General features: G+C 70.1%; 16 protein-coding genes. 4 read left to right on the forward strand and 12 right to left on the reverse strand.

Annotated elements, in window-relative coordinates:
• Both dnaA and AC6JA9_RS00010 read left to right on the forward strand, forming a co-directional pair.
• Nucleotides 1–1,353: a chromosomal replication initiator protein DnaA gene (gene dnaA, locus AC6JA9_RS00005; protein WP_141325253.1), complete on the forward strand. Its 1,353-nt coding sequence runs from the start codon at nt 1–3 to the stop codon at nt 1,351–1,353.
• A gap of 78 nt (nt 1,354–1,431) precedes the next feature.
• On the forward strand, nt 1,432–3,162 hold the full coding sequence (locus tag AC6JA9_RS00010) for a HEAT repeat domain-containing protein (protein WP_223749504.1): 1,731 nt from the start codon (nt 1,432–1,434) through the stop codon (nt 3,160–3,162).
• Nucleotides 3,163–3,173: 11 nt separating this feature from the next.
• On the opposite strand, the gene AC6JA9_RS00015 is transcribed toward AC6JA9_RS00010, so the two are convergent.
• Entirely contained in the window at nt 3,174–3,653 is a 480-nt protein-coding gene (locus tag AC6JA9_RS00015) for a DUF2267 domain-containing protein (protein WP_497958886.1), read from the reverse strand.
• Nucleotides 3,654–3,767: 114 nt separating this feature from the next.
• A complete protein-coding gene (locus AC6JA9_RS00020) occupies nt 3,768–4,568 on the reverse strand; it encodes a B-box zinc finger protein (RefSeq protein WP_223749502.1) in 801 nt (266 codons plus the stop codon).
• A 198-nt stretch (nt 4,569–4,766) separates the two neighbouring features.
• On the opposite strand from AC6JA9_RS00020, the gene AC6JA9_RS00025 reads away from it, so the two are divergent.
• Together AC6JA9_RS00025 and AC6JA9_RS00030 are read left to right on the forward strand one after the other, a co-directional pair.
• Nucleotides 4,767–6,173, forward strand: coding sequence for a M16 family metallopeptidase (locus tag AC6JA9_RS00025; RefSeq protein ID WP_408888564.1), 1,407 nt, complete (start codon nt 4,767–4,769; stop codon nt 6,171–6,173).
• On the forward strand, nt 6,173–7,687 hold the full coding sequence (locus AC6JA9_RS00030) for an insulinase family protein (RefSeq protein ID WP_497958887.1): 1,515 nt from the start codon (nt 6,173–6,175) through the stop codon (nt 7,685–7,687). The genes AC6JA9_RS00025 and AC6JA9_RS00030 overlap by 1 nt, the downstream gene beginning before the upstream one ends.
• Before the next feature lie 294 nt (nt 7,688–7,981).
• Here the strand turns inward: AC6JA9_RS00030 and AC6JA9_RS00035 are convergent, their stop codons facing one another.
• From AC6JA9_RS00035 to AC6JA9_RS00080, 10 genes are all read right to left on the reverse strand, one after another.
• Entirely contained in the window at nt 7,982–8,278 is a 297-nt protein-coding gene (locus AC6JA9_RS00035; protein WP_046710224.1) for a hypothetical protein, read from the reverse strand.
• 140 nt (nt 8,279–8,418) lie between these two features.
• Nucleotides 8,419–10,137: an alkaline phosphatase D family protein gene (locus tag AC6JA9_RS00040; protein ID WP_408888562.1), complete on the reverse strand. Its 1,719-nt coding sequence runs from the start codon at nt 10,135–10,137 to the stop codon at nt 8,419–8,421.
• Between the two features lie 122 nt (nt 10,138–10,259).
• Nucleotides 10,260–11,264: an alpha/beta fold hydrolase gene (locus tag AC6JA9_RS00045; RefSeq protein WP_223784211.1), complete on the reverse strand. Its 1,005-nt coding sequence runs from the start codon at nt 11,262–11,264 to the stop codon at nt 10,260–10,262.
• 153 nt (nt 11,265–11,417) lie between these two features.
• On the reverse strand, nt 11,418–12,653 hold the full coding sequence (locus tag AC6JA9_RS00050) for an MFS transporter (RefSeq protein ID WP_141325262.1): 1,236 nt from the start codon (nt 12,651–12,653) through the stop codon (nt 11,418–11,420).
• A gap of 538 nt (nt 12,654–13,191) precedes the next feature.
• Nucleotides 13,192–15,069, reverse strand: a complete 1,878-nt coding sequence (locus AC6JA9_RS00055; RefSeq protein WP_267698642.1) for a CapA family protein — start codon at nt 15,067–15,069, stop codon at nt 13,192–13,194.
• 103 nt (nt 15,070–15,172) lie between these two features.
• On the reverse strand, nt 15,173–15,679 hold the full coding sequence (locus AC6JA9_RS00060) for a DoxX family protein (protein ID WP_223749496.1): 507 nt from the start codon (nt 15,677–15,679) through the stop codon (nt 15,173–15,175).
• Between the two features lie 131 nt (nt 15,680–15,810).
• Nucleotides 15,811–16,383, reverse strand: a complete 573-nt coding sequence (locus AC6JA9_RS00065) for an imm11 family protein (RefSeq protein ID WP_223749495.1) — start codon at nt 16,381–16,383, stop codon at nt 15,811–15,813.
• A 17-nt stretch (nt 16,384–16,400) separates the two neighbouring features.
• Nucleotides 16,401–17,741: an AHH domain-containing protein gene (locus tag AC6JA9_RS00070; protein WP_497958888.1), complete on the reverse strand. Its 1,341-nt coding sequence runs from the start codon at nt 17,739–17,741 to the stop codon at nt 16,401–16,403.
• A 109-nt stretch (nt 17,742–17,850) separates the two neighbouring features.
• Nucleotides 17,851–18,627, reverse strand: coding sequence for a tRNA1(Val) (adenine(37)-N6)-methyltransferase (locus tag AC6JA9_RS00075; protein ID WP_483579237.1), 777 nt, complete (start codon nt 18,625–18,627; stop codon nt 17,851–17,853).
• 60 nt (nt 18,628–18,687) lie between these two features.
• A complete protein-coding gene (locus AC6JA9_RS00080; protein WP_497958889.1) occupies nt 18,688–20,556 on the reverse strand; it encodes an extracellular catalytic domain type 1 short-chain-length polyhydroxyalkanoate depolymerase in 1,869 nt (622 codons plus the stop codon).
• Between the last annotated feature and the right edge of the window lie 369 nt (nt 20,557–20,925).

A 20,925-nucleotide genomic window follows, 5' to 3' on the forward strand; every position in this document is an offset into this window, starting at 1 on the left:
TTGAACGCCCTCGCCCAGGCCTCCGCCCCCCTTCCAAGTGCTGGAATTCTCTGGAACAAGTTGCTGGAGGCCATCCGTCAGGAGGGCCGTCAGTACGCGCTCCAGTGGTTGGACCGGGTGCGCGCGTTGGAGGTCCGAGACAACGCCCTCGTGCTGGGTGTCCCCGACCGCTTCTTCCGCGACTGGGTGGACGACCACTACCGCGGATTGCTCGAGGGACACCTGGCCCGGATGGGCGACGGCCTGTCCTCCGTGACCTATGAAGTCGTCGAGGGACTCGTCCCCGACCCCCAGTTCCCGCCCACACCCACCGTGAAGGTCAATGTGGGCCGGCCCTCGCGCCTCAACGGCCGGTTCACGTTCAGCACCTTCGTGGTGGCGGACAGCAACCAGCTGCCGGCGGCCGCGGCGCAGGCGGTGTCGGACAAGCCGGGCCACCACTACAACCCGCTCTACATCTACGGCGGCACGGGCCTGGGGAAGACGCACCTGCTGCAGGCGGTGGGCAACCACATCTGGGAGAAGGACCCCTCGCAGCGCGTGGTGTTCCTCTCCAGCGAGCAGTTCACCAACGAGTACGTGGAGAGCGTGCGCGAGCACCGCATGACCGACTTCCGGCGCAAGTTCCGGGAGGAGTGCGACGTGCTGCTCATCGACGACATCCAGTTCCTGGGCAAGCGCGAGGAGACGCAGAAGGAGTTCTTCTACACCTTCAACACGCTCTACGAGCTGGGCAAGGCCATCGTCCTCACGAGTGACACGGTGCCCGCGGAGATTCCGGGCCTGGAGGAGCGGCTGCGCAGCCGCTTCACCATGGGCCTGATGACGGACATCCGCGAGCCCACGTACGAGACGCGCGTGGCCATCCTCCAGAAGAAGGCGGTGGCGGAGAACCTGGACCTGCCGGACTCCGTGGCGCACTTCATCGCCAAGCACATCCAGAAGAACGTGCGCGAGCTCGAGGGCGCGCTGGTGAAGCTGTCCGCGGTGCACAGCCTGACGCGCCAGCCGGTGACGGAGGAGTTCGCCGCCGAGGTCCTCCGCGACATCCTCCCCGCCCAGCACGTGGTGGACGTGGAGGCCATCCAGCGCGAGGTGGCCCGCTTCTACAAGGTCACCGTGGAGTCGCTGAAGGAGGACCGCCGTCACAAGGCCCTGGCGCACGCGCGGCAGGTGGCCATGTACCTGAGCCGCAAGCTGACCAAGAGCTCCTTCCCTGAAATCGCGTCGCGCTTCAGCAAGGACCACTCGACGGTCATCTCCGCGGTGCGCAAGGTGGAGGGCCTGCGTGAGTCGGACCCCACCGTGAAGCGCGAGCTGGCGGAGCTGGAGCTGCGGCTCGGCGGGCACTGAGCGCCCACCCACCGTCGGCCACCGCGTCCCACACACGGTACGACCAGGAACGGGCCGCGCGCCCGTATCCCAGGTGCCGTGACCCCTCGACTCAAAGGCCTGCTGACCCTGCTCGCCGTGCTGGCGGTTGTGGGGCTGTGGAGTCTCGAGTCCGCCAGGGACGCGCCCCGTGCGCGGCCCTCGCTCGCGCCCGTCCCGCCCGCACCGCGCTTTCCACCGCCGCCCGTGCTGACGCCGCCCGTCATCCCGTTCGGGGTGAAGGGGGCGCGGCGGTTGCTGAAGGCGGGGCTGACGCACCGCTACCGCTTCGACCTGGACACGCGGACGGCGGAGCAGCTCCCCGGCGCGGAGGCGGGGCGCACCTGGCGCCACTCCGGTTGGAGCGGAGAGGTCGCCGTGGCCTACGCGGGCACGGAGGGTGGGCAGCACTTCTTCGTGGCGCGGGTGAAGCCCACGTGGGTGGTGGACGCGGAGCCGCTCGTGGAGGGAGCGCTGCGCGACTTCCGCGCCAGCTTCGAGCGACCCGTGTACGTGACGCAGGACGCGCGCGGACGGGTGGTGGCCGTGCACTTCGACCCGTCGGTGGGTGCGCGGGCCCGAGGCTTCATGCGGCGGCTGGTGGCGGCGACCCAGTTCGTGGCGGAGGAGGGGCGCGCGTGGACCGCGGAGGAGGAGGACACCACGGGCGACTTCGAGGCGGAGTACCGCGCGGGAGGCAGCGCCCACACGTACGTGAAGACGAAGCGGCGCTACCTGCGCACGACGGTGCCCGTGTGGGCGCCCTCGGGACCTCGTGGGCCGGGGCTCGTCGTTCCGAGGCCACGAGGGCACTGGGACTTCACGCTCGACGCGGACGGGCTCGTGCGCGAGGTGACGGGCTCGGACGTGGTGGAGTCCGGAGGTGGCGCGACGGGGCTGCCGCTGGTGCGCCTGGAGACGCGGGTGGCGATGACACGCCTGGGCTCGGAGCAGCGCGCGGCGAGCACGCTGAAGGACTTCCATGCCGCGCGGTGGAGCGCCGAGGTGCTCTCCGCGCCGGAGACCTCCCGGCCTGTTCCACCAGATGGTGGAGGCGTGGAGCCACCCTCGTCGAAGTTGATTCAGATGCTGGCACGCGCCCTGGCGAAGCGGGAGCCCCTCTCACCGGAGCTGACCCACGCGTTGGCGCGGGACGTGACCGCGACGGCGGGAAGGGTGGAGCGGCCTTCCCGCGAGCTCGCTCGGGCACTCGCCCAGGCCGTGGGGATGACGACGGAGCCCGCGTTGAAGGACGCGGTGGGACAGGCGTTCGGCGCCGTGGCGCGAGGCCTCGAGCGCACCGAGCCTGCCCGCGCCGCCGAGCTCCTCGATGGATTGCTTCGTCGCTGTGAAGCCAGTCGACTGGACGCACGGGAGTGTCTGCACGTGCTGGCCCAGACAGGCTCGTCCCGAGGAGAAGGCTACGCTCGCAAGTCGCTCGCGAACACCTCGCCCGAGGTGCGCGCCGCGGCGGCTCGGGCCCTTGGCGCCATGAAGGGCGCGAGCGTGGAGTCCCTGCTGGACGAGGTCCTCCTGACGGACAAGGACGCCGCTGTCCGCGAGCAGGCCGCCGCCGTGATTTCCCAGCGCGTCTTGGGCCCGCATCTGCGCACGGTGGCGCAGTGCCTGCGCACGGAGCCCGAGCCCCGCGTCCGCGCCGAGCTGGTGCGGATGCTGGGCCAGGTGCTCACCGTGGAGCCCCTGGCCCCCGAGCTGCTTCGCGACGTGGCCGCGCGCGATGACTCCGAGGACCTCCGTCGACTGGCCTCGTCACTGCTCGCGAAGCCGTAGCCCTTGGCCCCTCAGACGTCCGGAATCCACAGCGCTCGCAGGTCCGCGGGGAGCTGGCCCATCACGTCATCGGCCTCGCCCTCGGAGATGTGCTCGCGCACCGTGACGAACACGGCACGGCACAGCCGCTCCGCCTCGTTCGGCGTGGTGTCCAGGTCGTCCGCGACCATCTGCACGAACTCCAGCATCTTGAACTTGCGAGGAGGCAGGCCCTCGTGACGCGGGCACCGCTGCAGCATGTCCCGGACCTTCTGGGGAAGCTGCGCCTCCAGGTGCTTCACCTCTCCGCCCATCAGCCGCTGCTCCAGCGTACAGAGCACCGACTCCGCTGCCCGCTCCGCGAGCGCCCGGTCGACGCCCGCCCTCGCCTCCAGGTCGCGGAGGAAGAACGCATACGTGCGCGACGTCCTCGACTCGTGCCGCTTCGCGCGCAGCTCCTCGCTCGCACGCCTGTCCGCCGGCTGCTGTTGCCCCTCGGTTTCATTCGCCATGTCGTGGCCCTCCCTTCCTCCTCACCGTGACCACCGGCGGAGAGGACGACACGGGACCTCCGCCCTTCGCCGGGGCGACATGCCAGGGCCCGGACGCATGGCGCGCCCGCTCCCTCAGGGCCAGTCGGCGAACAACCGGTCGAACACGACCTGCAACACCGGCCGCCACAGCACCAGCCCCCACAGCGCAATCGCGCCCAGCCCCAGCGCGATGCCCGCCAGCGCCTGCCCCCTGCGCCCGATGGGCGGCCTCGCATTGGCATCCACCGCCCGCAGGCCGAGGACGCCGAGCACCAACGCCATGGGCACCATCAACGGGAAGAACACCGACGAAATCCCCGCGGACAAGGCATGCCTCGCCAGCGGGTTGTTCACCTGGAGGTTCCACAGCCGCCGCAGGTCCTTCTCGGACACCTCCACGCGGAAGAAGAGCCGGGTGCGCGTGTCGAGGAAGATCTGCAGCGAGGAGATGAACATCAGGAACGCGGCCACCAGCGCTCCCGGGCCATACAGCGACGTGGCCCAGAGCCCTCCGACGACGGGCGTGAGCACCAGGCCCGGCCTCGCCCACGACTGTCCCAGGAAGAACGCCACGCCCACGCCCACGGCGCCGAGCAGCAACGGCACCAGCCTCCACTCCTCCAGGTACATGGCCAGCGCCGCCAGGCCGACGAGCAGCAGCGTGCCGCCCGCCACCGTCCACGCATTCGCGTCACGCTGGCCCCAGCGCTCCTGGCGGAAGACCTCCAGGTAGTTCACCTCCGGCCGGGCCGCGCAGGTGGCGCAATACAGCACGCCCATCACCCACGTCGCGCACGTGTCACAGGTGAACGCGCCACAGCGCTGACAGGTCGCCCCCGCTTCCTCCTCGGGATGGACCGCGCAGCGGGGCACGACACCGACGGAGGAGACCATGGCCCCAGTGTGACACGACGGGCCGGACAGCGCGGCCACGAGTCACGCCGCACCTCGCCCCGCCCGAGCGCGGCCCTCAACAGTTGCGGCCCTCCCCCCATTCCCCCGGTCATTCCTTGCCCACGCCCCGAGGCACGCGTGCTAAGCGCGAGAGGTGATTTCCTGGCACGAAAAGCCCCCGGAGGAACCTTGTCCCGAATGAAGGCCCTCGTCGCCGCAGCCCTCGTCCTGTTCGGGCTCCCGGCGCTCGCCCAATCCCCTCAAGAGGCGAAGCCGTTGGAGCCCGGGCGCGAAGCGCTCGCCATCCCCTACGAGAAATACACCCTGCCCAACGGACTGGAGGTCATCCTGTCCGTGGACCGCAAGCTGCCCGTCGTCTCCGTCAACGTCTGGTACCACGTGGGCGCCTACCACGAGCAGCCCGGCCGCACCGGCTTCGCCCACCTGTTCGAGCACATGATGTTCCAGGGCTCGCGCAACGTGGCCGACGACGTGCACATCTCCATGCTGGAGCAGCTGGGCGCCACCGACCTCAACGGCACCACCAGCTTCGACCGCACCAACTACTTCGAGACGGTGCCCACCCACCACCTGGAGACCGCCCTCTGGCTGGAGAGCGACCGCATGGGCTTCCTGCTCGATGCGATGACGCCCGAGAAGCTGGCCACCCAGAAGGAAGTGGTCAAGAACGAGCGTCGTCAGGGCACCGAGGCCGCGCCGTACGGCCTGGCCCGCGAGGCCGCGTGGCACGCGCTGTTCCCGCTGCCGCACCCGTACCACGGGGACGTCATCGGCTCGATGAAGGACCTGGACGCCGCCACGCTGGACGACGTGAAGGACTTCTTCCGCAAGTGGTACGCGCCCTCCAACGCCACGCTCGCCGTCGTGGGTGACTTCGACGTGGCGAAGACGAAGGCCCTCATCGAGAAGTACTTCGGCTCGCTGCCCAGCCACCCCAAGCCCACGCGCCCCACCGTCGCGCCGGTGAAGCTCACCAAGCCCGTGGTCATCCGTCACGAGGAGCGCATCGCGCAGCTGCCGCTGCTCTCCATGCAGTGGCTGACGCCCGCGTACTTCGAGCAGGGCGACGCCACCGCGGACGTGCTCGCCACCGCCCTGGGCACGGGCAAGGCCAGCCGGCTGTACCGCCGGCTCGTGCTGGACAAGCAGCTGGCGCAGAGCGTGGACGTGACGCAGCAGAGCCAGGGCGCGCAGTCGGTCTTCACGCTCAACGTGGTGGCCCGGCCCGGTGTGTCCACGGACACGATTCAGAAGGAAGTGGACGCGGTGCTGGACGACGTGCGCAAGAACGGCATCTCCGCCGAGGAGATTCAGCGCGCGCGCACCCGCTTCGACACGCGCACGCTCGCGGGGCTGCAGTCCATCGGCGGCTTCGGCGGCAAGGCGGACGTGCTCCAGAGCTACAACCACTTCGTCGGCGAGCCCAGCTACGTGGCGCAGGATTTGTCGCGCTACGAGACGGTGACGCCGGAGGCGGTGAAGCAGTTCGCCCAAGAGACCCTGAGCCCTGATTCACGCGTCATCCTCCACGCCGTGCCGCCCGCCCGGAAGCAGGCACCCGTCGAACCGAAGGAGCGCCGCTGATGCGCCGCCTCATCACCACCCTCGTCACCGTCTCCCTCGCCGGCTGCGCCAGCCAGCAGAAGCCCGCCGCCAGCGAGAATCCGGCCACCCCGCCCCAGGCCACGCAGCCCACGGCACCGGCGGACGCCGAGGCCTTCCGCGCGACGAAGCCCGAGCCGGGCAAGCCGCCGGAGCTGGTGCTGCCCAGCTTCCAGAAGGCCACGCTCGACAACGGGCTCACCGTGCTGGTGAGCACCCGGCGCGAGCTGCCACTGGTGTTCGCGGGCATCACCTTCGCGGCGGGCAGCGCTCAGGACCCCGCGGGCAAGCAGGGCCTGGCGGACCTGACGTACCGCATGCTGCTGGAGGGCGCGGGCGGCCGAGACACCGTGGCCCTGGACAACGCCTTCGGTGATTTGGGCGTGTCGCCCTTCCAGGATGTCGCCGCGGACGGCGCCCAGGTGGGCGTGCGCGTGCTGACGCGCAACGTGGACGCGGCGCTGGGACTCTTGTCGGACGTGACGCTGCGGCCCACCTTCGCGCCCAAGGCCTTCGAGCGCAGGAAGAAGCAGCAGCTGGCGGACCTGGTGCGCCGGCTGGGACAGCCCACCGCGCTGGGGCAGATTGTCTTCCTGTCGTCCGCCTTCGGCAGCGCGCACCCGTACGGGCACTCCGCGGCGGGCATGCCGGACACCGTGCAGGCGCTGTCGCTGGAGGACGTGCAGGGCTTCTACAAGAAGCACGTCGGCCCGGCCGCCGCGGCGCTGGTGATGACGGGCGACGTCACGCTGGACGAGGCGGTGGCCTACGCCAAGAAGCACTTCGGCACCTGGAAGTCGCAGGCCACGCTGCCGGCCGCGCCGCCCACGCCGAAGCTCGTGAACCGCGAGCAGGTGAACGTGGTGCCCAAGCCGGGCCTGGACCAGACGGTGGTCATCATGGGTCGGCCGGCCATCGCCGCGGGCAACCCGGATGAGTTCTCGCTGGAGCTGGCCACCACCGTGTTCGGCGGCTTCTTCGGCAGCCGGCTCAACATGAACCTGCGCGAGGACAAGGGCTACAGCTACGGCGCGGGCGCCAGCCTGGACCCGCGGCTGGGCGTGGGACCGCTCACGTCATATGCGTCGGTGCGCTCGGACGTGACGGGGCCCGCGGTGAAGGAGGCGATGGGTGAGGTGACGGGGCTGAAGTCGCGGCCCATCACCGAGAAGGAGCTGGAGGCCGCGCGCGAGGGCCTCATCCGCGCCTTCCCCGGCGCCTTCGAGTCGGTGGAGGGCCTGGGCTCCAGCGCGTCGCAGCTGTTCCGCAAGCGCCGGCCGATGGACGAGTTCAATCGCACCGTGGAGGGGCTGCGCACCGCCACCGCCGCGGACGTGCAGCGCGCGGCCGAGAAGTACCTGGACCCGGCCACGCTGCAAATCGTGCTCGTGGGTGACCCGCTCCTCATCCAGGAGCAGGTGTCGCCGCTCAACCTGGGCAAGCTCGTGCCCGTGGAGCCGGACACCCAGCCCGGCGTGACGCGCGCGGGGCCGTAGTCTCCCAGAGTCGCTTCGCTCCGCCCGGTGTGTCTTGCGGGCGGAGCACGGCTCACCCGACGCGGCCTCGCTCGCATGAGCGGCCGTCCCGCACGGCGTGAAGCTCGCGGGGACGTAGTCCTCGAGAGCCGCTTCGCTCCACCCCGCGTGTCCTCCGGGCGGAGCACGGCCCACGCGATGCAGCCTCGCTCGCGTGAGCGACCGTCCCGCATGGCGCGCTTCACGGTCGAGCCTGTCTCGTCAGCGCCGCGCGACGCCTCCGCGAACCTCGGGCGAAGAGGCGCTGACGCCGCGTCAGTCGCCCTCCTCGATTTGTCGCTCCAGCGAGCGCTCACGTCCGCGCCGCTCGCGCTCCAGTTCGTCCGCCTCGTCGATGGGGCTGCGGATGTCGGGCACGTCGCCGCCCACGGGCGCGTCACTGTCGAGCGCGAACTTCGCCTCCTGGGTGCTGTGGATGGAGTCCGCCGCGTAGAGCGGCCGGGTGTCATCCGCCTCCAGACCGCGCTCCACGCGGTCCTTCGCGAAGGTGGGCCGATGTCCCGAGGCCTTGCCACCCTTCGAGGGGTCGTTCTTCTTGTTGTCGGTGCCCATGTGGCGCTCCTCGCGCGAAGGGCGCGAGGTGCATCCCCGCGCCCACTCCCCATGGGCTCAATGTCGGAGCGACGCGGGCGCACACCAAGCTCCGGCCAACGACAGCGGGGCCCGGCCGCATGCCAGGTGGACGGGCCGGCTCACGCCCCCGTCATCGGCGCGAGCGGCGGAGGCTCCACCACCACCTGCATGGACAGCGCGGTGTGCTCGGCCTCCCAGCGCAGCCACAGCTTGGGCCGCGACGTCTTCGAGCGCGCGGGCTCCACCCTCAACGACAGCCAGTTGCGCTCGCGCAGGTAGCGGCTCTTGCCCACCGGCAGCATCTCCGTCTGCATGTACGAGGGCAGGTCGTCCACCGACTCCTCGGCCAGCATCCGCATGCCCATGAACTGGAGCATGCTCGGCGGCGGGTGGACGATGCCCGAGGACGTCACCTGCTCGATGGCCGCCTCCGCGAGCCCCGCCGGCACGTGCTCCGGGTTGCGCGAGCGGATGAGCCCTCGCGCCCCCACGTGCACGTCCCCGGACACCACCGTCACCGCGCAGCACGACGCCTTCGCCAACTGGAGCAGGTCCACCATCAACCGGATGCGCTCGCCCCGGTGCGCCACCGACTCCCACTGGTCCAGCATGTCGTCGTGCATCTCGGTGTCCCCGCCCATCGTCTCCACCGAGGGCCCGAAGCGCAGGTGCACCAGCGGCACCGATGACAGCACCAGCACGTGCCGGGGCTTGTTCGCGCCCCGCCTCGCGTGCTCCTGGCGCCACGCATCCAGCGTGTTCCACTGCTCCGGGCTCATCACCTCGTGCGCCATCTTCCCGTTCGTCTGCCGCCGGTACGTGCGCCCGCTGCGCAGGTCCAACGCGAGCACGTCCACGTCGCACTCGGCGCCCGCGAAGCGCACGGACTGCAGATAGTGCCCCTCGCAGGGCCTGCGACGCGTCGGCTTCTCGGAGCCTCGCAGCGCGCCCAACTGGAACGCCTCGAACGCGAGCGCGGCGGCGCTGTAGATGGACTCGAACCACTCGCAGGCCTGCAGGGACTCGTGCGAGCCCCAGCCGTCGAAGATGTCGTGGTCATCCCACGTGAAGAGGCCCGGCACCCGCGCCAGCATGGGGGCGATGCCCGCCGAGCCTCCCCACCGCTCGCAGTACAGCTCCACGTAGCGCGCGAGCATCTGCTCGTGGAAGCCCTTGGGCGGACCGAAGTCGCGGTTGAGCTTCTGCTCCAGCTCGCGCTTGCGGAACTCCACCAGCGGCTCGTGGTCCAGCAGCGAGTCCGCGTACACCTGGTCGCCGCCACCCAGCAGCAGCTCGAAGCCGCCCTCCGTGGGCTCCTCGTGCTGGGCGAGCATGTCCATCCAGCAGCCGAAGGGCCGCTTCATCCGCATCACCGAGCTCCACGTCTTCGCGTCGCTCGCGCCGTTGCAGGAGAAGAAGGCCGCCTTGGGCAGCGCGCCCCTCGCGGGCACCACCACCGTCCCCAGCGAGTCCTGGTTCCACGGCCGGGGCGGCTGGTGCGGCGCGGAGAAGTCCACCTCCTCCAGCACTTCGCCCGCGTCCACCGGCTCGAAGCGGTACGTCACCCGCCGGGCCTTGTCCTCGCGCGCGAGCGTCACCTCCCAGCGCCACAGCACGCCCGCCGCCCGGCCCTCCAGCGTGGAGAAGTCCGCCACCCGCCGGGGAGGGGCCACGACGGTGTCCGGCAGCACCGTGCCGTCCGAGGCGCGCAGGCGCAGCCGGGGGAGCCTCGCCGCGTCTACCGCGTCCGCCGACAGGTACAGGTTCACGAAGAACGACCACCGGTCCTGCGACGGCTGGGTGGTCGTGTACAGCATCGGCCCGAGCAGCTTCTTCATCCACGCCCCCTCGAGATGCGTCAGGGCCGTGAGCCCCGGATTCACGGACTTTAACCCGTGAACCCGAGGAGGGTGCGCTCATGCCGGGAGTGTGTCCCGCGTCCCCAAGTTGCCCACAGGGGCTACTTCGCGAGGAAGTCGAGCACGGCGGCGTGGAACTTCTCGGGGGCCTCGAGGTGGGGGATGTGGCCCACGCCGGGCAGCTCCACGAGGGTGGCCTGGGGGATGGCCTGGGCGGTCTTCTTCCCGAGCTGGGGGTACTGGCCCATCGTCGCGGCGACGTCGGCGGGCACCTTGCCTCGGCCGATGAAGGTGCGGTCCTCCTGGCCGATGACGACGAGGGCGCGCGGCTTGACCCACGGGAACTCGTGGACGACGGGCTGCTCGTAGATCATCTGCGACGTCCGGGCGGCGACCTGGGCCAGGCGCGGGTAGTCACCGCCGAGCGTCTGGCGGTAGAGGACCTGGACCCAGACGTCGTACTCGGGCTTCCACTTCACGTAGTACGTGTGGTGGTACTTGCGGGTGGACTCCTCCGTCACCGCGAGTTGCTCCTTGTAATAGGCCTCGGTGGGCTGCCAGGGGGCCTTCTCGCGGTAGTCCTCGAGGCCGATGGGGTTCTCGAGGATGAGGCGCTCGGTGGCCTGCGGGTACATGAGGGCGAAGCGGGTGGCGAGCATGCCGCCCATGGAGTGGCCGAGGATGACGGCCTGCTTGATGCCGAGCGAGTCGAGCACCTGCTTCGTGAGCGACGCGAGCGTGTGGAAGCTGTAGTGGACGTCGGGCTTGGACGAGCGGCCGAAGCCGAGCTGGTCCGGGGCGACGACGCGGAAGCCCGCGGCGGTGAGCGCGCGGAGGGTGGGCTCCCAGTAGGCGCCGAAGAAGTTCTTGCCGTGCAGGAGCACCACGGTGCGGCCATTGGCGCGCGCGGTGGGCTTCACGTCCAGGTAGGCGAGGCGCACGTCCTGGCCCTCGACCTGGGTGGACAGGTACTGCACGGGGAACGCGGAGGGCAGACCTTCCAGCGCGGTGCCGAGCGGCTCGACGGGGGCCTTGGACTGGGCGAGGGCGGGAGGGGCCACCCAGAGCAGGGCGAACAGGGCCAGGACGGACGGACGGATGGGCATGCGCTCCTCGGGAGGGGGTCGTCAGCGTCCGTGTGTAGCGCGCGGGTCGCCGGGACGCAGGCCCTTCGGCACCTGAACCGATATTCATGTCCGGAGGTGGACCCCGGGCACCGGCCTCATCGTGGAGCGGGCGGGCACCCGGGGTGCGGGGGCTCAGGCGCGCGAGTCGTCGAAGCTGCGCGGGCTGAGCAGGCGCAGCGTCAGCACCAGGGCCAGGAAGATGACGCTGGCGGTGACGGTGACGAAGCGCACCCCCACGCGGTCCGCGAGCGCGCCCAGGGCCCAGACGCCCGCGGCGTACCCTCCGCCGAGCACCATGCTGTAGAGGCTGCTGACGCGCGCCTGCATGTCGCGGGGCACTCGCGAGGTGGCGAAGGCGTGCAGGCCGCTCATCAGCGTGAGGTAGTTGGCGCCGAGCAGGAAGATGACGGCCGCGGCCACGGTGAGCGTGGGCGACATCCAGTACACCGCGGACACCACGCCGATGGACATGGCGGCGAAGCCCAGGAGCTTGCGGTGGCCCAGCGCATCCGCGAGGGTGCCCACGACGACGGCGGCCACCACCGCGCCCGCGCCCTGGCAGGCGACGAGCAGCGACGTCGCGGCGGCGCCCTGGCCGAAGACGTTGATGGCGAAGACGGGCACCAGGCCGATGAACGGCGCCACGAGCGCGGCCACGAACAGCGTGCCCCAGAGCACGCGGGAGATGTCCTCGTCCGCGCGGGCGACGGAGACGCCTCGGGTGATGCCGGCCCACAGGCTCTCCTTCGTGCGCGGCGTGTCGCGCGAGGGCAGCGTCACGCGGGACAGGGCGATGAGGCTCGCGACGAAGGACAGCGTGTTGATGAGCAGCGCCCACGACGCGCCGCCCATCTGGAGCACCAGCGCCGCGAGCAGCGGGCCCACGATGCGCCCCAGGTTGTACTGCGCCGAGTTGAGGCTCATGGCGCTGTGCAAATCACGGGGCGGGACGAGCTCCGCGAGCATCGCGGAGAAGGCCGGGTTCGTCAGCGTGCTCGCGCAGCCGTTGAGCAGCGTGACGACACCGACGATGGGCACGGTGAGCTCGCCGATGAAGGCGAGCACGGTGAGCACCGCGGCCAGCACCAGCTGCACGGCGATGCCCAGCGCCACGTAGACGCGGCGGTCGAAGCGGTCCGCGAGCGCGCCGCCGAGCGGCGACAGGATGACGGAGGGCAGGAAGGCGAGGGCGACGATGCCGCCGGTCCACTCGGCGCGGCCCGTCTCCTGCGTGACGTACACGCCCATCGCCACCGTCTCCATCCAGGTGCCGATGTTGGAGATGAGGGCGCCCAGCCAGACCGCGAGATAGCCGGGGTGCTCGAAGGCGCGAAGCGAAGAGAGATGGGGCAGTCGAAGTGCGCGCACGGCGAGTTCCTTGTACCGCACGCGCCGACGACGCGCTCTCGCGAGCCGCGTCATCATTGGGGCCGCAATCACGCGGGTGGCAGAGGGGCCAGCAGCCAGGCTTCAGCGTGGGGTGGATGACGAAACCACCGACGACGCTCGCCGCGTCTTCGTGACACACAGTTCGCGCGCGGCGCGGGCGGCACAGTGCCTGTGCGCGGGCTCACTCAGTGTTTTTCGAGGAAGCTCCGTGAGTTTCCGCGTGCGCGAGAGTGCGCGCCTGTCGGGACAGCGGGGCTCGCGTGCGGAGACGGGCGCGCAGTGACACCGTGGCTTCGATGAGGAGCAACGAGTCGCACGGATTGCACGTTGCGAGGATGACGAGGTCACGTGCCGCCCATGCGCTCCATTCATCGAGCAAAGCGGGACGTTCGTCGTGACACGGTGCCGGGCCTTCACCACCCGCGGTCGGCACGCGGAGCAACGCGCGACTCGTCGCGGCGGAGGACGGCGCCGAGCCTCCGAAGGGCTCGGCCTCGCGACACGACCTGGAACGCGCTCAGCGACGCACGGGAGCGGAGCGCGCGGAGACGGGACCCTTCCCGCTCGGGAGGATGGTGCCGTCCTCGGAGATGCGCGCCGCCGAGCCGGGGAAGTCCTCGGCGGACAAATCCCTCAGCAGCTTGATGACGGCGCCCTTCTCGTCGGGGACCGCGATGCCCTTGTCCACCTGCTTCGTGGCCAGCACGCGGCCGCCGGTGAAGGCACCCTCGCGGTCCAGTTCCACCTCGAGCACCATGCCGAGCCCCTGCGGACCCTTCAGGTTGAACCGCCCATAGGTCGCGAAGTTCCCCAGCGAGTACGCGATGAGGCGGCCCTTGTAGAACTCCATGCCGCGCACGACGTGGGGACCGTGGCCGATGACCACGTGCGCACCCGCGTCCACCATCGCGTGCGTGAAGAGCCTCAAGTCACCTCGGTCCTCGCCGAAGAACATCTCACGGCCCTGCGGGACATGCAGCGCCTTGCCACCCTCCGCGCCACCGTGGAAGGAGACGATGACGATGTCGTGCTCGACGGCCGCCGCGCGCACCAGCGCCGTGGCGGTCTCCGTGTTGTTGAGGTGGTTGCACGAGGGCGACGTGTGGAACGCCACCATGCCGATGCGCAGCCCGTTGCGCTCCACCGTCGCCACCGAGCCCGGCGGCCCGCTCCACGCGATGCCGAGCGCATCGAGCGTGGCCTCCGTCTCGCGACGGCACAGTTCGCCGAAGTCACCCGAGTGGTTGTTCGCCGTGGACGCGAGGTCCACGCCCGCGTCCTTGAACACCTGGCCGTAGGCCGTGGGCGAACGGAACGCGTAGCAGTTCCTGGACGAGCGGCACTTCTTCGTCGAGCCGTTGTCGCACAGCGGGCCCTCGACGTTCGCGAAGGTGACGTCCGCGTCCTCCATCAGCGAGCGCACACCGGCAATCACGCTGCTGGCGCCATCCGGTGGCAGGTTTCCCTCGGGGACGGTGGTGCCGAGCATCATGTCGCCCACGGCGCGGATGCGGACCTTGGCATCGAGCGGCGGGGGAGGGCGGTTGCTGGCGGCGGGTGACTGGTTGAGCTTCGCCTGGAGCGCGGCCTGCCCTCGGGCCTGGGCCAGCGCGGTCTCGAGGTCCGGGTGCTCGGGCGCGAGCTTCTGGACCTCGGTCCACTGCGTGAGCGAGTCCGCCCAGCGGCCTTCCACCGAGTAGGCCCAGCCCAGCTCCCAGCGGCAGTCCACGCGCGTGGGCAGGGCCTTCACGCACGAGGACAGCTCCTGGATGGCGACGGGGGTGTTCTTCTGCTGGAGGGCCTCGAGGCCACGGGCGTAGTGCAGCTCGGCGGCCTCGGGGTTCGGGGCGAACGAGTCACCCGAGCTCAAGGCCAGGACCGCGGCCTGGAGCGCACCGGCACCGGCTCGCGCGGCCGCGTTCCCGATGTCCGAGAGACCTCCCGCCGCAGCGGGCTGCACCGTGGAATCGGTCGACGAGGGGGTCGAGGAAGCCAGGGCCACCGGAGCTCGCGAGGTCGTCGAGACCATGACCGAGCGTGCTCCCGCGCTCATCACGTCGGCCACGCTCGACGCGCTCAGTCCGGAGCGCACCGCATGCGCTCCCACGCTCATCACGGCGGAGGACGCGCTCGGTCCCGGGCTCGCCATCCTGGCGCCCACGGCCATGCCCCTCACCACCGCGCGCGCTGACTCCTCACCGGCGCGCTGAGCGGCGTTGGCGAGCGCCTCCACCTCCCACGCGCTGCGCACGGACCGTGAGCCGGCCGAGGACAACAGCTCGGCGCTCCGGCCCATGGGCGTTGTGGAGAACTTGTGGGCGACGTCGGGCACGAGCTCCGAGGAGGGGCCCGATGAGGTGGCGAGCGCGAGCAGGACGAAAGCGGACGGGAGCATGGCTCGGGCATCTTACGAGCCTTGGGGCCCTCCAGGGACAGCCCCCGTGTGCCTGTGACTTCAGCGGGCAGGCGGGCAGCCCCGCCGACCCACCCGCCCACGCCTAGCCCAGCAGGTCCAGGAGCCTGGAGCCCCGGCGCTGACGTGGCAGCAGCTTGAATCGCCGGAGCTCCTTTCGCTTCACCTTCGACTCCACGGCGCTGTGCACGGACAGCCGACCTGGACCCCGCAGGAGCAACCCGAGGGCGATGGCGCACAGGGCGAGGTTGAACTCGAAGCCGCCCTTGGTGTTGTCGAAGCCCTTGGAGCCATGGACCTTCGCGATGGCGAACGCCTGGGTGACGAGCACGGCCACCGCCGCGGGTCGGGTCGCGATGCCCAGGATGGCGCCCACGCCCGCGAGGACTTCGGTCACGCCCGTGGCCAGAACCAGGGGCCTGGCCGGCTTGAGGCCGAGCTGTTCGAAGAAGCCCGCGTGCTGCTCGGTGCCCTCCTTGCGCAGCTTGGCGATGCCATGCACCACCATGGTCGAGCCCAATGACAGGCGAGGAGGCAGCAAGGCCGCCGCCTTGAGGAGGTCCGGTTGCTCGGTCAGCGTCACGGAGTTCATTCCCTGTTCTCCTTGCTCGGGGGCCACGGGCCCGTCCGGGAAACCTGAGTACGTTGGGAACGCTCCATCCCCCCGGCACCCGTGCGCCGGCGCACCTCCCTCGGTGGACGACCGGGCCTTCGACCGCTCCGTCACACGGGAGTGAACTTCGCGCCCGTGGGCTTCAGCCGCTCCAGGGACTCCTTGATGTCCTCTGAGACGATGAGGGCGATGTCCCAACCTTCCGTGCGGAAGATCTTGGCATCGCCCACCTTGGAGGGGTCGATGCGAAGCCCCATCACGGATTTGTAGTCACCCACACGGTCTGGCTGGCCATGTTCGGGCAGCCAGTAACGCACCTCTTCGGACGCTTCGTCGTCGATACAGCGAAAGCGCTTCGTGACAACCAGGATGAGGTACTGGTCCGGCTTCCCCTGGATGTCGACTGGGATGAGTTGCACGTCGTCCGGAGCCAACTCCGCGAAGAGCGAAGCCATCTTGATATGGACGACGGGCACCGCACCTGTGCCCGCGATGCAGAAATCCAACGCCTTGCCTGGCTCGTTGATTGGCATCGAGAGACGACCCTCGACTCGGACAGGCTGTCCCGCCGTGAAGACATAAGGGTCCTCGATCTCATGACCCTGCGCGTCCTGGGGATCTCCCAGGTACCAGTACCCAGCTCGGACGTCCTCGTTCAGCCTGAAGTAGCGCACCCGTGGCATGGTGAAGGCTGTCTACCTCACTTCCCCTCCGTCACGAGCCTGTGGAGTTTCGTTCCCTGGGTCGAGACCTCGCTCGCCAGTTCCTTGAGTGTAGCGGTGAGTGACTCACGACAGGCCACCACGGTGCGGCACCTGCGCGTCGCATCCCGGAGTCTTTCGTGGACGGCCATGTGGTACTCCTCCGGGTGAGGCCCTTTGTGCCCCTCGACACGCACGATGTTCTCGGGGTCCTTCAACTCCATCCCCGCCTTCTTGAAGATGTCCCTGAACCTCGGGGTCCATGGGCCTCCACGAGCAGCGGACTTGCTGTTCTTGTTCGTCGCGAGGTGATGCTTCTCGGTGCGCCCGCTCCTCGACTCCGAGGACGCCATGGCGACCGCGTGAGGCGCCAGCACCACCGTGAAGCCCTCGGCCGACATCGCCACCGAGCGCACGCTGCCCACCGCCATGTACCGATAGCCCGCCTGCGACTCCACCGCGACCGCCGCCTGCGCCGAGCCCGGCAGCCCTGACGCCTTCGCCGCCAACCCCGCCGTGCTCCCAATCGCCGCCGTCGCGAGCATCATGAAGACTCGCGCCGAGTTCTCTCCGAGCACCTCGCCGTACGCCTCTCCCGCCGCGCTGAGCTCCTCGAAGCTCCGCGCCCGGTCCGCCTCGCGCACCAGCACCACCCAGCCATCCAGCACCCGCCACACCGTGTCCACGCCCAGGTACGCAATCGCTGTCGCCGTCAGCAGCGCCGCCAGACCCTTGGACACGGGCTCGGGCAGCGCCCACAAGAGCAAGTACATGCTCACGGACGACGTCACTGTCGCCAGCAACGCCTGGGGGTCCGTCGCATCCTCCAGCGCCTCCGCGGTCTCCTCCCACACCGCGTCCATCGCGATGGCCAGCGCCAACGAGTACCGGCCGTCACTTCCCAGCAACGGTCCCTCTTCCAGCAGGCGCAGACAGTCTCCAGGCTGCGACTTGCGCTCGCACCAGCGCCCGTAGTCCCGTGTCAGCGCGTCATCGGCGTACGTCTCCAGCAACCGGAGTCCTCCGACGTCCCCGTCCCCGCGCGGGATGAGCTTGAGGCTCTGCGGCTGGTACTCGTACACGCCACTTCGCTCCGGCACGCCGAAGCGCTCGCGGGCCTCTCTCAACGGATGCTCGAAGGGCCTCACGTCCCGAGCGAGCACCACCAGGGCCTCTTCGAACTCATCGTCGTCCAACTCCACCGGCCCCGCGTCATTGTCCTCGAAGGGCACGTGGACCTCTGGCGCGCCCTCGCCTGAGTCCAGTCGGACGACCCGCGTGCTCGAACAACCCACCAGGGTCAGTGCCAACAGCCACACGATGAAGCGATGCGCGCCCATCCAGCCCCCGTGCACATGACGTCGCGAGACTCGCGACGCAATAGCAGGGCGGTCCGACGTGCCATCGCACCGTCGGTCTCGGAATCACAGCCTCGGCCACCAGGTGGAGCTACGCCTGCTCCGAGAGCGGCGGATCCATGAGCGCGGCCACCTCCGCCGAGTAGCCCCCAGGTCCCTCTCCGTGGACCACGAGCGGCGGACGCACGGTGAGGCCCCGGTCCCTGTCTCGCACGGCCTGCACCAGGAAGCGCGTCGCCGGCGCCTCCACCCTCGAGTGCACGAAGCGCAGCACGCGCGGATGCAGCTTCGACTGCGCCAGCAACCCGAGCACCTCCGCCGCTCGCGCCGCCGGGTACACCAGGCTCACCAGTCCTCCAGGAGCCAGCGCGTACCGCGCCGCCGCGACCACGTCCCGGGCCTCACACGCCACCTCCGACTTGGAGATGGCGCGCTCGTCATCCGGACTGCGCACCCCCGCATCCGCCACCCGGAACGGCGGGTTCGACACGACCTGCACATACCCTCCACCCGTCACCTGCTCACGGATGCGCCGCAGGTCCCCGAGCAGCGGTCGCACCCGGGACTCACAGTCATTGAGCGCCACGGCCCGCGTCAGCCGCGCATGCACCGCGGGCTGCACCTCCAGCGCATCCACGGGCCCCAGCCCGAATTGCTTCACGAGCAGCAGCGACACCACGCCGCTGCCCGCACCCAGCTCCAATATCCGCCCCGAGCCCTGCGGGGACTCCGTGGCCGCGAAGGCCGCGAGCAGCACCGCGTCCAGCGTGAACCGATACCCATCCCGTCGCTGGAAGACGCGCACGCCCGAGGTGCCGATGGAGTCGAGCGTCTCGTCCGGGCCGGGCTGTGAGGCGGAGTCAGTCACGGGGGGACGCCATGCTCGCATCCTCGTCGAACAGGCGTCCACCCCGGGGACCGCCTCACGTCACGGTGTGTACACGACGGTCAGCACCGCGTTCGCCGAGTCCCGCACGAACAGGTACTGCGTCGCCGTCTGCTCCTGGCTGAAGCGCAGCCGCAGCTGCGTCCTGCCCGCCACGTTGATGGCCCCCAGGCCCGCCCCGCTGAAGTCCGCCGAGGCCCGCGCTCCACTGGTGAAACGCTCGATGCTCGCCACCGCGCTCGCGTCCGCCGCCGCCGCCCAGTCCGCGCCTTCCGTGGACGCTGCGTTGAACGTGCCGGACTTCACGTCGATGACCAACGTGTTCCCCGCCGGCGTGGACCAGGGGTCCCCCGAGCCCGACGAGTAGCTCACCGTGAGGAACGCCCGCGTCACCGTGGCCCCGTCCGGAAGCGCCGACGTGTCGAACGAGAGGAAGGAGCGGTTGTACTTCCCATCCGTCCCACGCCCGAGCGCCAGGTTCGTCAGCGTCCCGAGCACCGCGCCGCTGCCATCCGCGTTCGCCTTCAGGTAGCCGTCCTCCGCCGCGATGCTCGTGAAGCTCACGGTGACGGGCGCGGGAGGCACGCCGGCGTTGTCCACCGTGACGCTCGTGTCGTTGTCCGTCGCCGCATTCCCCGCGGCGTCATAGGCCCGGGCCCCCAGCGTGTGCGCGCCGTTCGCCACCGTCCGGCTGTCCCACGCGAGCTCGTACGGCGCCACCGTGTCCGTCGCCACCGGAGCACCATCCACCAGCAGCTCCACGCGGGCCACGCCCACCGCGTCCGTGGCGCTCACCGTCACCGTCACCGTGCCGCTCACCGTGGCCCCAGTCGCCGGAGACGTCACCTTCACCGTGGGAGGCGTGGTGTCACCGCCCGGCTCGCCGCCGCCCCCCGTGAGGCCGAAGAACTTCGCCTGGTGGTACACGGAGCACAGGTTCACATCCGTCACGTACGCGCCCACCGAGCCACAGGCCGTGGTGCTGCCCGGGAAGTTGAACTGCGCGTCGAACGCCACCGCGTGTCCCATGCCGGTGAGCTCCCACGTCTCCACCAGGGCCCGACCCGCGCCGTCGCGATAGACCTTGTGGGGAAAGCCGCCCACCGTCTCCGTCGTGTCCGGCGTCTGGTCGATGCCGTGCACGTTCGTCCACTGCTCCATCGCCTCGGTGCCGTTCATCGGCCGCACCGTGAAGTCACTGGTGCCGTACCAGATGGACACCGGAGGACGCGGGCCCGCGTAGCTCGGGTAGCCACCGCGCGCCAGGTCCCCCCAGGCCGCGGGCGTCTTGTCCAGGCCGCTCATGCACGTGAAGGCCGCGTTCACCGACGTGGAGCAGCGGTGGGGTCCACCCGCGTTGATGGCGCCGGCGCGGAAGACATCCGGGTAGACGGCGAGCAGCGAGGACGCCATGTAGCCGCCCGCGGAGAAGCCCGTCACGTACACCCGCGACGCGTCGATGGAGTAGGTGGCCTTCATCGCATCCACCATCTGCTTGATGGACAGCGCCTCGCCCGCGTCGCGCGTGGTGTCTCCGATTTCGTACCAGTTGAAGCAGCTGGTGCCGCTGTTGCTGCCCTGCTGCTGCGGATACACCGCGTAGAACTTGTAGACGTTGGCCGCCGCCGTCCAGCCGCCCAGCTCCATGCCCGTCGCGTTCTGCGTACAGCCGTGGAGCACCACCACCAGCGGCGCGTTGGCCGGCATGTCCGAGGGCACGTGCCGGAACATCAGCAGGTTGCCCGGGTTGCTACCGAAGCCCGTCACCTGGGTGAGGGCCTGCTCGGAACTTTCGAGCACCGAGTCACCCGAGAGGCCGACCTCGGTTCCGCCACAGCCGAGCGCGCCCAGGCCGAGCGCCACGGTGAAGGTGAAGCACGTCGAGGAGAGTCGAGAACGCCACGACGACATGGTGCCTCCCGGGCCGTCGAGGGGAAGGGGGATGACGGCCGCGAGCGGCAACGTGACTCCCCCGCACAACCCTGATTCAAGGCGCGCCGCGTCGCCCGGTCCCTGAAACCTGAACCAGGGTTCATTTCAGCGCACCGCGTCGGGCGCCCTGGAACCTGAACCGTCCTTCAGCTCACCTTCACTCGGAGAACCGGTCCGGACAGGCCCGTCGACGGATTGTTCTCCCGACGTCAGCGGTCACCCGCAAAGAAGACGACCTCGCCAACATCGATTCAGGGCCGGGGCCATCCGCGATGGACAGGGCGGGGTCGCAGGAGTCCGCCCCGGTGGGCTGCTGTCATCCCGTCACACCCGTAACCCGCGCCCGGC

This window comes from Myxococcus sp. MH1, from assembly GCF_059738865.1.